Annotated in this window: 13 protein-coding genes; 7 read left to right on the top strand and 6 right to left on the bottom strand. The window is 45.2% G+C overall.

Translation table 11 applies throughout. The features are described 5' to 3' along the window. Positions 1-493: acetyltransferase (locus V5298_RS10960; protein WP_332931505.1), on the bottom strand; the 493-nt coding region annotated here is incomplete at its 3' end. Positions 494-664: 171 nt separating this feature from the next. On the opposite strand from V5298_RS10960, the gene fghA reads away from it, so the two are divergent. Further along, a complete protein-coding gene (gene fghA, locus V5298_RS10955) occupies positions 665-1,507 on the top strand; it encodes an S-formylglutathione hydrolase (protein ID WP_332931504.1) in 843 nt (280 codons plus the stop codon). A 49-nt stretch (positions 1,508-1,556) separates the two neighbouring features. Here fghA and V5298_RS10950 read toward each other — a convergent pair whose 3' ends face one another. The 5 genes from V5298_RS10950 to V5298_RS10930 form a co-directional block, all read right to left on the bottom strand. Beyond that, positions 1,557-3,674 carry a putative bifunctional diguanylate cyclase/phosphodiesterase gene (locus tag V5298_RS10950; RefSeq protein ID WP_332931503.1) on the bottom strand — a complete coding sequence of 706 codons (2,118 nt, stop codon included), beginning with the start codon at positions 3,672-3,674 and terminating at the stop codon, positions 1,557-1,559. Between the two features lie 2 nt (positions 3,675-3,676). After that, positions 3,677-4,168, bottom strand: a complete 492-nt coding sequence (locus V5298_RS10945; protein ID WP_332931502.1) for a Rab family GTPase — start codon at positions 4,166-4,168, stop codon at positions 3,677-3,679. Further along, a complete protein-coding gene (locus V5298_RS10940; protein WP_332931501.1) occupies positions 4,165-5,889 on the bottom strand; it encodes an OmpA family protein in 1,725 nt (574 codons plus the stop codon). Before V5298_RS10940 ends, V5298_RS10945 begins: the two co-directional genes overlap by 4 nt. 47 nt (positions 5,890-5,936) lie before the next feature. Next, positions 5,937-6,470, bottom strand: a complete 534-nt coding sequence (locus V5298_RS10935) for a hypothetical protein (RefSeq protein ID WP_332931500.1) — start codon at positions 6,468-6,470, stop codon at positions 5,937-5,939. Positions 6,471-6,638: 168 nt separating this feature from the next. Beyond that, positions 6,639-7,151 (bottom strand): hypothetical protein, encoded by a 513-nt coding sequence (locus tag V5298_RS10930; RefSeq protein WP_332931499.1) that lies wholly within the window; start codon positions 7,149-7,151, stop codon positions 6,639-6,641. A gap of 266 nt (positions 7,152-7,417) precedes the next feature. Between V5298_RS10930 and V5298_RS10925 the strand changes: the two genes are divergently transcribed. The 6 genes from V5298_RS10925 to V5298_RS10900 all read left to right on the top strand — a co-directional run bounded on the left by V5298_RS10925 (position 7,418) and on the right by V5298_RS10900 (position 13,412). Then, positions 7,418-8,908 carry a catalase gene (locus V5298_RS10925; RefSeq protein WP_332931498.1) on the top strand — a complete coding sequence of 497 codons (1,491 nt, stop codon included), beginning with the start codon at positions 7,418-7,420 and terminating at the stop codon, positions 8,906-8,908. A 178-nt stretch (positions 8,909-9,086) separates the two neighbouring features. Continuing rightward, positions 9,087-9,716 (top strand): Lpg1974 family pore-forming outer membrane protein, encoded by a 630-nt coding sequence (locus V5298_RS10920; RefSeq protein WP_332931497.1) that lies wholly within the window; start codon positions 9,087-9,089, stop codon positions 9,714-9,716. Positions 9,717-9,735: 19 nt separating this feature from the next. Further along, on the top strand, positions 9,736-10,404 hold the full coding sequence (locus V5298_RS10915) for a response regulator transcription factor (RefSeq protein ID WP_332931496.1): 669 nt from the start codon (positions 9,736-9,738) through the stop codon (positions 10,402-10,404). After that, positions 10,394-11,611: a HAMP domain-containing sensor histidine kinase gene (locus V5298_RS10910; protein ID WP_332931495.1), complete on the top strand. Its 1,218-nt coding sequence runs from the start codon at positions 10,394-10,396 to the stop codon at positions 11,609-11,611. Before V5298_RS10915 ends, V5298_RS10910 begins: the two co-directional genes overlap by 11 nt. Positions 11,612-11,857: 246 nt before the next feature. Continuing rightward, positions 11,858-12,904 (top strand): tRNA dihydrouridine(20/20a) synthase DusA, encoded by a 1,047-nt coding sequence (gene dusA / locus V5298_RS10905; RefSeq protein ID WP_332931494.1) that lies wholly within the window; start codon positions 11,858-11,860, stop codon positions 12,902-12,904. A gap of 220 nt (positions 12,905-13,124) precedes the next feature. Further along, positions 13,125-13,412: a hypothetical protein gene (locus V5298_RS10900; protein WP_332931493.1), complete on the top strand. Its 288-nt coding sequence runs from the start codon at positions 13,125-13,127 to the stop codon at positions 13,410-13,412. Positions 13,413-13,597: the final 185 nt, after the last annotated feature.

Here is a 13,597-nt window from a genome sequence, read left to right as displayed (position 1 = left end):
CTTTGCGGGTGGTTTCCATATCCTTGCCTTTTAAGTGGGGGTGCTTGGCGAGAAAGGATTTGCTGTGACGCTGCATAAAGGGAAATTCCAACGCCCACCAGGCTAGCCCTAAAATGGGTACCCAAATCAGCTCTTTTTTTAAGAAAAACTTTAAAAAGGGAATTTTACGGTTGAATATACGTTGAAGTACTAGGATATCGACCCAAGATTGATGGTTGGCAATGACCAGATACCAGTCGTTATGAGTCAGGGATGCTAACCCTGAAACGGAAAACTGGGTTCTGCTAAAAAGTCGTTGATTGCAATTATTGACGCTTATCCAAGCTGTTGCACAGGCATCAAGCGGGTACGAAATCACCCGACGCCAAAAGGTAATAGGGATCAACTTGAATAAGGACAAAATTAAGATGGGAATAAACCAAAAAACGGTGTTTAAAAAATAGCCCAGCACCGATAGCGTGCCGCGTATATTGTAGCCAACAGCTTTAAGCATCGTTATTAACCTCTGAAATTAGGGCGTTAGTGTAAACGATGTTGCTATAAAATCCGATACACCCTTTACTGACAGCGTGTAAAAATTTACCTGTCTGGGCTTTTTTTGACGTCTTTATTGGGACGGGGTGAAAAAAACGACCAGACTCTTCCATTTTCAGGAGAAGCGAATATGGAACTAATTAGTGAAAACAGTGCCTTTGGTGGGCGTCACTGCCGTTATCGCCATGGAGCTAGCACCACTCAATGTGAAATGACTTTTGCCGTCTTTCTCCCCCCTTTTGCCAGCAAGGACAATCCGGTGCCGGTGCTTTACTGGTTGTCAGGGTTAACCTGTACCGATGAGAATTTCATGCAGAAGGCGGGCGCATTAAAAATGGCGTCAAAATTAGGTATGGCCATTGTCGCGCCGGATACTAGCCCGAGAGGCGAGGGGGTACCTGATGATCCAAACAAGGCTTATGATTTTGGCCTGGGAGCGGGGTTTTATGTCAATGCCACTCAAAAGCCATGGTCCCAGCATTATCAGATGTACGATTATGTCACCAAAGAATTACCGGCACTGATTGAAGCCCATTTACCCGTTACGGTTGATAAGGCTATTAGCGGGCATTCTATGGGAGGCCATGGCGCGCTGGTGATTGGTCTTCGTAATCCAGAGTCTTATGTCTCCGTATCGGCATTTAGTCCGATTGCTAACCCATCTGATTGTCCTTGGGGTAAAAAAGCGCTCACGGAGTACCTTGGGCCGGATACAGAGCAATGGAAGCGCTATGATGCGTCCTGTTTATTGGCCGAAAAACAACACTATATTCCGCTGTTAGTGGAGCAGGGACGTGCCGATGAGTTTTTAGCGCAACAACTAAAACCCAAGGCATTAGTGGCTGCGGCCCAGAAAAGTGACACGGCCCTTACATTAAATATGCATGAAGGCTACGACCATAGTTATTATTTTATTGCTTCGTTTATTGACGAGCATCTTCAGTTTCACGCCAGCCATCTTGGATTGGCTTGAGCGGGGCAGGCGGTATCATCGCTTAGATGCATTGATCGCAGCGTGGCCGTTACTGGCGCGCAATGAGTAAATCAATGAATTGTTTAACCGGCATTGGCCGGTTAAACAAATACCCTTGGGCCATCACGCAGTGCTGCCTTAACAGGAAGTGATGTTGTTCGTCACTTTCTACGCCTTCAGCGACAACGGTTAAACCGAGATTACTGGCTAAACCTATAATGGATTTGATGATCACTTTATCGTCATTGTTCACACAAAGATCGCGGACAAAAGAACGATCGATTTTTAATTCATCAATGGGCAAACGTTTTAAATACTCTAACGAACTAAAGCCGGTACCAAAATCATCAATGGAAATGGTAATACCGATAGCCCGCAAGCTCGCTAAGGTAACGGCGACGGTATTTGTACGGTGAATAAACACGGTTTCGGTGATTTCGATACCCAATTGTGAAGCTGAAATATCGTAGTGAGCGATAGCTTCCTTAATTTTTGTGAGGAAATCGGGAGCGCATATTTGTCTGCCGGATATGTTCATGGCGACACGAATATTCGGTGAGTATTTGGCGAGTTCTTTTACGGTTTTACATACGCTATGTAACAGCCAGTCGCCGAGCGCAAAAATTAAGCCAGACTTTTCTGCAATGGGAATGAAAACATCTGGCGGGATCACCTTGCCTTCATCGTTGGTCCAGCGCGCCAAGGCTTCACATTTTATGATATCGCCACAGGACAAATCCACAATGGGTTGTAAGTGAATAGCCAGCTTATTGTCGCTAATGGCTTTGGCCAGAGCCGCTTCAATGTTTGCCAATTCCGCTTGTTTGGTTTTCAATTGGGTGCGATAAACGGTAACTTCGCTTTTGCCTTTGTATTTGGAAAATTGCAGTGCCAAGCCCGCATCTTTTAACAAATCTTCGGTGGTGGAGCCGTGTTGAGGAAAGGCGGCAATGCCGATATTGGCACTGAGGGTGATTTCGGCTTTGCCAAAAGCGATGAAGACATCTTCCAAAGCAATTTGAAGCCCTCTGCCATAGTCATGAACAATGCCGTCTGAAAGACAGGTAAATGGCGTTAGTAAAGCAAACTCGTTTCCGCCTATCCGGGCCAGGTAGCCATCTTCTCCCAAAAATGATTTGAGACGCTGTGCCACACTTTTGAGTATATCATCACCTACCCGATATCCTAAGTTTTCGTTAACCCGTCTAAACTCACAAATATCAATAATAAACAGACCAAAAGCTTGTTTGGTTTTAAGCCATTTATCAAGCTCCCGCTTAAATGACTGGCGAGAATCCAATTGGGTGAGTAAGTCCGTGTCGATGGACTGCGCCTCGTTGTTGTCATTTGCATGGGTTTGAGTTGTGTCTGTAAAAAGGTATACCCAGTAGTTGATGGCACCGTTTTGAAAAACCGGTGATACAGTCAATTGTAACCAACGGCTTCCGCCCGGGGCATTTTGCCAGAATACCTCGCCTCGCCACGTGGTTTGCTGCTCTTCCAGGTTGTTTAAGAATACCGCATCCACATACACGTCTTTCATTAATCTAAACAGGTTGTGAACGCAGTTTTCCTGACAGTCTGCCCGTAAGACCTGACGAGCCATGCCATTATCTAAAAACAGATTCTTTTGTGCATCTAAGATCACCACGCCGGTGGTGAGATGCTGAATCGCTTGCCGTATGGCTAATTGCTGGCGTTTACAGCTTTCAATTTCTTTGAGTACTTGCAGCAACCGTTCGTGCAATGAGTCTTGCTGGCTAATAACCGCATGATGGGTGAGAAGAAGTTCTCGCGCGGATTGTAAGGATTGTTGTCGATAGTCAAATTCTTTGCTGACATTTTTGATTGCCAGATAGCGTTCACCGTCGCCGTTGTTGGTGGCAAGTGCTTCTAATCGAAGGGGCGTAACTTCACGTGCTTCAGTCCAGAACCCAGAAGAAATTTGCGCGGCCCCCTCAGATTGCCAACACTGCTTTGCATCAATTAAGAAGTCTTCCAGATAGAGACTAAGTATGTCGGTGACATTTAATGTGGTTTCATCAATGGCGGTAAGAGTAAAAGCCCAAGGAACCGTGGGAGTAAGGCAACAAAGGGTATTATCCTCTTCGTATCGATACAGGACACAATCTGTAATGCCTAAGGTATTGAGCTGAAATATATCCATAATTAGATCACCACCGAAGCAATCTTATTAAACAGTTGTTCGACATTTTCACCGGTTTTTGCACTGGTATTAATCGCATCGGTAAAAAGACGTTGGCGTTGTTCTACTTCTTCTGATGTCCAGTACCACTCATTGGGTAAATCAGATTTGTTGACGACAAAGAAAGCCGGCGTATTTGGAAAGCTTTCCCGGGCAGAGGTAAAAATGTCCATGCCTTCAAGCAGTGACTGGGAACGGGTTTGATCGACCACAATAACGAACGCCGCAGCGCCACGAAGATAACGGGGGTTAAAGCCGCAATACCTGTCTACCCCTTCGATATCCCAAATCAAAAGTTGTAATGATTTATCGTCGATATCCATCTGCTTTTTGTCTATTTTCACGCCGATGGTTGTGAGGTATTTTTCCGAAAAAATACCATCGACAAACTGACGTACCAGACTGGTTTTTCCCACTCCCGTGGGGCCTAGCAGACATATTTTTTTTTGAATCACCGCCCTGTACCTTCGTGTTCGATTTTTTCTGTTAAAAGCGCATGTAGAAAAACCACACGACTTGCATTCTCGTGGCTAAAATCCAGCTCTCCAAGCCCTTTATTATACAAAATGGTAGGATCGACCCCGGCATCTGCTAAAGCTTGTTTCACGTATTTCGCCCGTCCCTGGCTAACGATTTCGTTTTTGGCTACTGTCCCGGAATTGTCACTGGCTCCGAGAATAAAAATGTTTAGATCAAGATCTAGCTTATCGGCTATATTTTGCAAATTATTAATGTTTTGAGCAATGTGTGAAACGGTTGTTGTGTATTCATCTGCCAAGGTAATCTGATTGACCTCGAAAGGAAGTACATAGGTGGATAACTTGGCCGAGAGATCCCGGGCCACCGCCATTAAGGCGTCCTGCTGATCAATGTCCACCGGATCCGTAATCGTTAACGCTGTTATATCGGGAAGAGGTAGCACGTCGGCTGTTATTTGCTTGTATTGTGCAATGAAGGCTTGCCACTGGGGTTGGCTTATTTCTCCGCTGAGCACCAGGTTATTGTCTTGTACTGTGAATACCATAGAGGGATAACGGGTAATCCATTGACTCACTTTTCTGATAATGATGTCCGTGGATTGGGAAATAAAAGGGGTTTCCTGAATACGCACATCCTCTAGATCGATATCTAATGAAGATAGCCACGATATGAGGCTGTCGGCAGCCGTATCACGTAGCACGGAAATCGCCACCTTACCTTGTTCGATCTCATTGCTAATTAACACAATGCCCGGAGGTGGCGTCGCTTGGGAAATTCTCGATGCGGTTAGAGATAAATGCATGCGAACAAAGGACAGATATCCAAGGAGGATGACCAGAATAAAAATAATGAGGGTCGCGATGCCAAAACGTTTCTTTTTTTTCGTTGGCTTTTTAAGGGCGCTGCTTAAGCAATCCTGAAGTAAAGAGTCCGAGGAGAGAAAGGGGGTATTGTCGCCATTGTAATTGAGTAAAGGAAGTTGGTAATACCGATGGAAGTCTTCCAGCGTGATTTGTAATTGCTCTCGAATACTGGGTGAAATATTCCCTGTAACCGCGGTGACAAGGATGGCTTGGGGGCCGATTTTTATCAGTAGAGTGAAATCTCCGGTACGAATTTCACCAATTTCGGTTTCATCGGCTTGATTGTTATCACTGAAAGCATCAGCCACAAAATCATTCATTGCAACCAGCATGGAAGAGACAAGATCGCCGTCTTTACTTTTTTCAGGATCCAGCGACACGCTATTTAATAGCGTACCGGTTTCGCGGTGGATAACAAATACCTGATGGACCTGATATTGATAGATTTGAGATGCCACGTAATCGGCATACTTGATACCTGCACGCCAGGCTTTATAACGCCAGCGAAGGCTTTTAAAGGATAAACTGTGTTCAATTAACGTATTGGTTCGTTCAACAAATTCAACTAGAAAGGCTGATACCGCTTTACGAATTAACGACCCCACAAGGGGATACAAAGCGCCCACTATTTTATCACTGTTGGTTTCCACCGAACGATGAAGTGACTTTTCTATCAGGGGAACAAGTACTTTATTGACTGAACCATCTTTATTTTCACGTTCAATTAGCGCTTCGGAGACCACCTCTGATACTGAATCTTTGGCGTTGCGGCGAACAACCTGCTCTATGCGTTTTTCATCGTCGCCGAGGATCAACGCACGGACATCATCCATGGAGTACACACTCTTTTTTGTGGAAGTCGCCGGGGAATTCATAATGATTAAGGCTGATCGGTGGCAAGGTTTGAGGCCATGGTAGAAAGCAGATTCGCGAGGGTTTTACGATCTGTTTTACTCGCAGACAGTTCGGCTGTAACTTGTTGTAGTCGTTCGAGTAATGCTTGATGACGCTGGTTGAGCAAGGATTCAAGCTCGTCCATTTCCTTTTTCAAGCGGCTGTCGAGTTTATCTGTTTCGTCGTGGGCAGAGGCTTCTGCAATCTCTAATTCTGCTTTGAGCGTATCATGGAGTGTTTTTAGCTCGTTCTGACTTTGCTGGTGTTGATGGCTGTCTTCTGCCAGCTGTTTTGACAAGGTATCAAAGCGCGCATCAATGGTTGAATTGAGCTGTTTTACCTGTTCATCCAAGCGACCGGACAGTTGCTGGATATGTTGTTCTACTCGGGCACTAAGCTGATCCAACTGATGCTGGAAATCACGGTTAGATTGACCAAATAATATTTCCCTTAATTGCCCGAGCTCGGATGCGTCAGTGGTTTCAACCTGGGGTTCGTCTTTCGTTTTTTCCTTTGCCATTTCTTTTCTCCTATTGGCAATAGCGGGCTTCCTTGTCAGTGGGGAAAGCCCACCATAAATGAAAAAAACGCTCGTGCTGATCGCCAATATTTTAATGCAATCATGTAGGTAAAATGTACCTTGAAAAGCGGGATATATCCAGTAACAAAAGCGGATTTGTTATGGAATTTATTGGCAGGGCGGAGGGTTAGCTGCAAAGTGTGCCAGCCGTATCCACTGACTTTTGTTTTGGGTTACGGTTCGACTGATCGGTACCGATAAGGTCATAAAGTGTCGCATATTCATTTTTTTCAACGACGCCAACGAATAATTATCAGGCAAACCGGCGGCACGGAAAAACTGACGAAGCTGCGCTTGGTAGTGGGCTGTGAGTGTTTCTGGACGGTTATTCAGCAACACCATATACGCGGTAACGGCAAGATGCGCCTTGGTTTGTTTTAAGCGATAAAAAATAAGCCCATTTGCCAAGGCAAGAAAACAAAGCACCGTCATGTTAAGAGGCGAAAAAACCGTACTCAAGCGGGGGTAAACACTTTGATAAGGATCGTAAAGTTCATCAAAGTGAAGCCAGGTGTAGCCAAAGAGACCCGACAAGGTCACACCAGAGGAGGCAACTATGAGGAAAAGCCAATTCAATTGGCGTCCTTTACGTATTAATACTCGCTCTAGTTCGGTCATCACGTGGTATTCCCACCCCCCTTCGTCATCACATTTATGTCTGCAAGATAAACACTGACACAAATTAGACAGGTTTTCCATCCACCCATAAGAGACAGGCAGGAAGATTCTTTAATTGTAAAACTCAATCAATACGATTAATTCTATTCGCTTTTAGCTTTCTTCGGTTCAGGCATACTTATCCCATAGCCAGTTTCGAGCGCGGCGGTAAAAGTAAAATCCGACGTGACCTATAAAGACTTAAAATACCTTAGTGTAAGGAAAATACCATGAGTAAATGTCCATATTCAGGCGCTAATAGTACGCCCACCCAATTAACCTCTGCCAACGGTGCGCCCGTTGCTAATGACAATCAAAGTCGCACCGCCGGACGTCGGGGACCGGTCACCTTCGATAACCACTATTTGTTTGAGAAGCTGGCCCATTTTAACCGCGAACGGATCCCCGAGCGGGTTGTACACGCCAGAGGCAGTGCGGCTTACGGTACATTTACGGTAACCAAGAGTCTGTCAGATTATACTATTGCTGATTTTCTGCAAAAAGAAGGCACACAAACCGATGTATTTTTGCGCTTCTCTACGGTAGGCGGTGGTCAGGACTCTAGTGATTATGCTCGGGATCCACGGGGATTTGCCGTGAAGTTTTATACCCAACAGGGTAACTGGGATATGGTTGGGAATAACACGCCGGTGTTCTTCTTACGAGATGGGATTAAATTCCCCGACTTTATTCATAGTCAGAAGAAAAACCCCCGTACTAACTTGCCCGATCCCCAAGCCGTGTACGAGTTTTGGGCCAACAACCCGCAGTCCTTACATCAGTCAACGATTTTGATGTCAGATCGGGGGATCCCATTGTCCTATCGTCACGTCAATGGCTATAGTTCTCACACATTAAGTTTTTGGAATGCAGCCGGTGAAAGATACTGGGTGAAATGGCACTTTAAAACCAATCAGGGCATTAAAACCCTGACGAGTGAAGAAGCGGCAAAAATGCCAGCCTTTGGTGCGCAGCAGGATTTGGTTGATAGCATTGATAAAGGTGACTTCCCGTCATGGACTGTCAACGTGCAAATCATGACTGAAGAAGAAGGGAAAACCTATAAGATTAACCCTTTCGATTTGACTAAAATTTGGCCGCACAGTGATTTTCCATTAATTGAAGTGGGTCAGCTTGAGTTAAACCGTAATGTGGATAATTATTTTGCCGAAACAGAGCAGGCGACCTTTGCACCGAGTAATCTGGTGCCAGGTATTGGCGCGTCGCCAGATCGCATGTTGCAAGCGCGTTTACTGGCTTATCAAGATGCTCAGCGTTATCGTGTTGGCACCAATTACAGCCAGATCCCGGTCAATTCGCCTAAGTGTCCGGTACACAATTATCAGCGAGACGGGGCGTTTGCGGGAATAAACCCCGCACTGGCAGGCAGTGGCGCGAACTTTTATCCTAACAATCGCGCACAGGTTGGTGAGCCAGCACAAGTGCCCGATGTTGCTGAGCCACCTATGCCGTTGGAACAGGATGCTTGGTTGGATATTTACGATACTCAGGACGATGATAACTTTTCTCAGGCCGGTGATTTGTACCGCATTATGAGCGAAGATCAAAAACAGCAATTGGTGAGTAATATTGCCGATGGCTTGAGTCAGGCTACCGATGATGTTCAACAGGCCATGTTCGCCCAGTATGATCAGGCTGATGTGGATTATGGTCAGCGCGTACGCAAAGAAGTGGCTAAGCGTATCGCCGCTAACGGGTAAAACCCAAGACGTTGTAAAACGAACACCACGACGGTTAAACCGCCGTGGTGTTTTTTTATTTGCGCGGAAATGGGGATCTTGAGCCAGAAGTTTAAATTTTTTGTAAGCGGCCTCGGAATTTCACATTTTCTTCACGTTCGAAGTGGTTTCATCGGCTTCAGTTAAGAAGGAGTGAACTATGAAAGCTATATACAATCTTGCCGGGTTAGTTGCGGTTTCTCTATCGGTCAGTGTTGCCGCTAAACCCTATATCGCTGCGGGTATCAGTTACAACACATTGGAAATCGAAGATAACAGCTACGATTTCGCTGAATTTGATGACGGTGTTACCCTGGATTTATCTAACGATGACACCAGCAGCGATGTCTGGCTGGAAGTGGGCTATGATTTTACCCCTCAATGGGGGATAGCACTGAGATACACGGAATTTGAATCCGGCGATGAAGACGAAGTTGCGATTAGCGCGTTAAACGATGAAGAGTGGGATGCATCTTTAGATGTTACCGAGTTCACCTTGGAAGCCGTGTATCATTATCCGATTGGCGACGATTTTACCTTGTCCATGTCTGGTGGATTGGCCCTACACCATATCGATGTGTCGCAGTCTCACGAATTGGATGTTGAAGACGGTGAAGATGTTGTTTACAGTTCATTTTCCGACAGTGAAACGAAAGTCGGCGCTTCTTTGGGCCTGTCATTATCTTATAAAATTTACGACAATCTCTCTTTATTAGCCCAAACTCGCTACAGTTATACGTCGGTCATATCCAATGCATCGGTGGGCGTTGGTGTTGCTTACGCATTTTAGCAAGTAGTAAGGACCAGATTTGAAAGTTCTGATTGTCGAAGACAATCCACAGGTCATGGAAACCCTGTGTGATTATCTGATAATGGAAAACCATATTGTCGAGTCAGCATACGAAGGCAAAGCCGCCTTAGCGATGCTGGCTCGCCAGCACTTTGATGTGATTGTCATGGATATCATGATGCCAAAATTAAATGGTATCGACACCGTGACCACGATTCGTCAAACCTTAAAGTTATCTACCCCTATTTTGTTTTTAACGGCTAAAGACACCATTGCCGATAAACTGGCGGCCTATTCTGCCGGTGGTGATGACTATTTGGTGAAGCCCTTTAATATGGTGGAACTCATGCTGAAATTGGGGGCGCTATCTAAACGTGGACATCGTACCGATATTGCGCCCATTTCCGTGGGAGACTTCTCTTATCATCCGCAAACAGAAGCGCTTTATTATGCTGGGGAGCGTATACAAATCAGTCCCATTCAGTTTCAAATTCTTAAAAAGTTAATGCTTGCCTTTCCGGCAGTGGTAAGTCGAGATGATATGACGGAAACCATTTGGGGCGAAGAGGCGCCCGACAGTGATGCGTTAAGAAGTCACATATACAGTTTGCGTACTAAGCTAAAACAGTTGGCGGGTAAAGACGTATTGAAAACCGCTCACGGTCGAGGTTTTACCCTTGTCAGCTAAACGTCCACGTCTGGTAAAGCAGCTCTATCTGGTTTTCGCGACCCTGGCGCTTGGTTTTACCTTGTTGATCTGGAGTGTGCCGGTTTTTGTTGAAGATCAGATGGAAGTGATCAGCTTGCACCACTGGCTTGATACCGAAGCGAAAGGCTATACCCGTAGCTTGGCACAAGGCGGACCAGTGATGTATCCCGATTCTGCCGAATTTGAAATTTACTGGCAATATAAAGAAAAACCAGACTGGCTGAATGCTTATACCGTGCCGGGCTTTTATGAGCATCAGTTGGGGAGTGACGATCGGCATTTTTTGGTAAGAAACATGCCCGATGACAGTGGTCTTTTTTATGTTGTATTCAAAGATCAGGCTGACGACTATTTAGATGACTACGAAGACAAATTGCAATGGTTTGTGAGTATCACCGTGCTGGTGATCATGGTGTTAATGCTATTAGTGAGTATTTATTTAGGGCGTTTTTTTGCCCGTCCATTAGAGCAAATGCAGGCCAAAGTGCGCTATATGGCGCCCGATGAGCCGGATTTCACTGTAAATAGCCGCTACTACGAAATTAACTCCATTGAGCAAGCCATGCTGGACAGTAAACACCGTATAGGACAGTATTTTCAACGGGAGCAGGATTTCAGTCGATTTGCATCACACGAAATACGTACTCCATTGATGGTGTTGCAAGGTTCTGCTGAGTTATTGCATAAAACGTCGGGGTTTAGCGAATTACAACGCAAAGCCTTAAATCGTATTCTTGTTGCCGGAGAGGATATCCGTCTGTTAACGGAAACCTTTTTATTATTGGGAAAAGAGGAAATCGAATCCCAGTTTTACAAATCGGTATCACTGCTTAAAAATATCCAAGCCACATTACAAACCCAACAGCGGTTAAATCAAAACAGCCTCATAGAGGTGAAATTGAATGTTCATACCGATATCACCATTCATGCGCCTGAGAGTTTTGTGGTCATTACCTTGCAAAATATTATTAAAAACGCCTTTAGTTATGCCAGCACCTACATTGCCATTGATATGGATAGCCATTGTCTAAAAGTATCGAATGACTATCTTAAGGCCGATCAGCGTAGCGGTTACGGATACGGTCTGGTGATCCTCGAACGTATTTGTGAAAAGTTAGGTTGGGGGCTGGATATCACCGTCCACGAAAGTGAGTTTCTGGTAGCGGTACAGTTTCCTAAACAGTAAAAGCGGCGTTGATGGTATTGAATCGTCTGTTCTGAGGTATTAATGGCGATTCAGTATGCCGGTGTACCACAACCCGTTTTTTCCCGTATCTATAGTTATGCTAATATTAGCCGTCTGATTTTTACCCATTTTAAGTGCATCGCTAAAAAATGATTCCCCTATGTGAACATCGGGCTCATCAAGGGGGCGAGAAGGTGTGAAAAAGCGCTATGTTGAAATGTTAAGTTTACCTGAGGGATGCCATCAGTGGCTGATGTTAAAGATTTAAATAAAATTGTTGATAAGCCTGCCATCGACAGGCGCCTCTCTGTCGCGCCAATGCTGGATTGGACGGACAAGCATTGTCGTTATTTCCTGCGTCAGCTTTCCAAACGTACTCTGCTTTATACCGAGATGGTCACCACCGGCGCGCTGATTTATGGAAAGGGCGACTATCTGGCTTTTAATGAAGAAGAGCACCCTGTGGCATTGCAACTGGGCGGTTGTGATCCATCGGATATGGCCCGTTGTGCTGAAATGGCGCAGAGTCGGGGCTATGACGAGGTAAATATCAATGTGGGGTGTCCGTCAGACAGAGTGAAAAACGGCGCTTTTGGCGCCTGTTTAATGGCGCAGCCCGAAGTTGTGGCCGAGTGCGTGAAAGCGATGCAAAAAGCGGTGGATATACCGGTCACGGTAAAATGCCGCATTGGCATAGATGATATGGATGAATACGAAGATTTTGCCCGATTTATCGATGTTGTTGCTGAGGCCGGATGCGATACCTTTATTGTTCATGCAAGAAAAGCCTGGCTTCAGGGGTTAAGCCCCAAAGAAAACCGGGAGATCCCGCCGTTAAATTATCCGCGGGTCTATCAGCTAAAAGACACCCATCCCCAATTGTCTATTTCCATTAATGGGGGAATTAAAACCCTCGATGAGGTAAGCGCCCACTTAGATCAGGTTGATGGCGTAATGATTGGCAGAGAAGCCTATAGTAACCCCTATTTGCTGGCGCAAGTGGATAGTCAGGTATTTGGCATGGATGTGGCTCCGCCCACGCGCACCGAACTGGTGTATACCATGCAGGCTTATATTGAACGGCAAACCGATGAATGGTTTAAACCCTGGCATGTGGCGCGACATATGTTGGGGTTATTTCAAGGTCAGCCGGGCGGGCGGATTTGGCGTCGCTATCTGAGTCAGAAAGGTACAGGTAAATCGCCGGATCCGGCACTGTTACTCAATGCCCTCAGTCAGGTGGAAGCGGCACAAAAAAATACTCAGGACTATCAAAACAGTAAGGTTGGTTAATTTTACCACTACATTTAGTGAATTAGACCAATAAATAACGCTGTTTAATTTTTGAACGTCTGATGTGTGTGGCGTGTTTTAACAATAATTATTATTAATCAATAGATTACGAAAAATTACAAGGTTGGCACAAAGCTCGCAATCCCTTAAGTAACTTGTCTTCGTTGTTGGTGAAGACACTGAACTGAACCAATATTACTTTGTTACTTAAGGAAAAATTATGAACACACAGACTAAATTACTGTTATCCGGCTTGATCCTTTCTACCAGCATGTTGGCATCCAATGCCATGGCTCAGGAAAGTGCCATTGAATCTTTTTTGAGTCATGTTGTTAGCCAGGCTGTATCCATGGCGGGAAATGAGATCCAAGCTGATGTGCGTCAATCCATCGCGAATGTAACATACAGTTTTAGTTTGGATGGTGAGGAAAAAGTGGGAACAGTAAACGTAACAGAGCTCGCTGATACCGAAAATGCGCACAAAGCAGAGCCTGTAACAGAAGACTAGATCTAGGTTTTTTGTCATCATTTAGGTTTGACAGCCACAACTCATTTGAGACTGGCCACACAATAAAATGTATAGGCACTCACTTATCTGAGTGCCTATTTTTTTATCTATTGTTGTTCCGCTCATTGCCAATTTGCTTCGTTCACCCACTTCTTTTGCACCTGTTAGAAGGTCTTCAATGGCGT

Origin of the sequence: Alteromonas sp. 14N.309.X.WAT.G.H12, assembly GCF_036697315.1 — a bacterium.
Classification (GTDB): Bacteria; Pseudomonadota; Gammaproteobacteria; order Enterobacterales; family Alteromonadaceae; genus Alteromonas.
The sequence above is the reverse complement of the archived record's forward strand: the minus strand, read 5'-3'. Positions and strand labels throughout refer to the sequence as shown.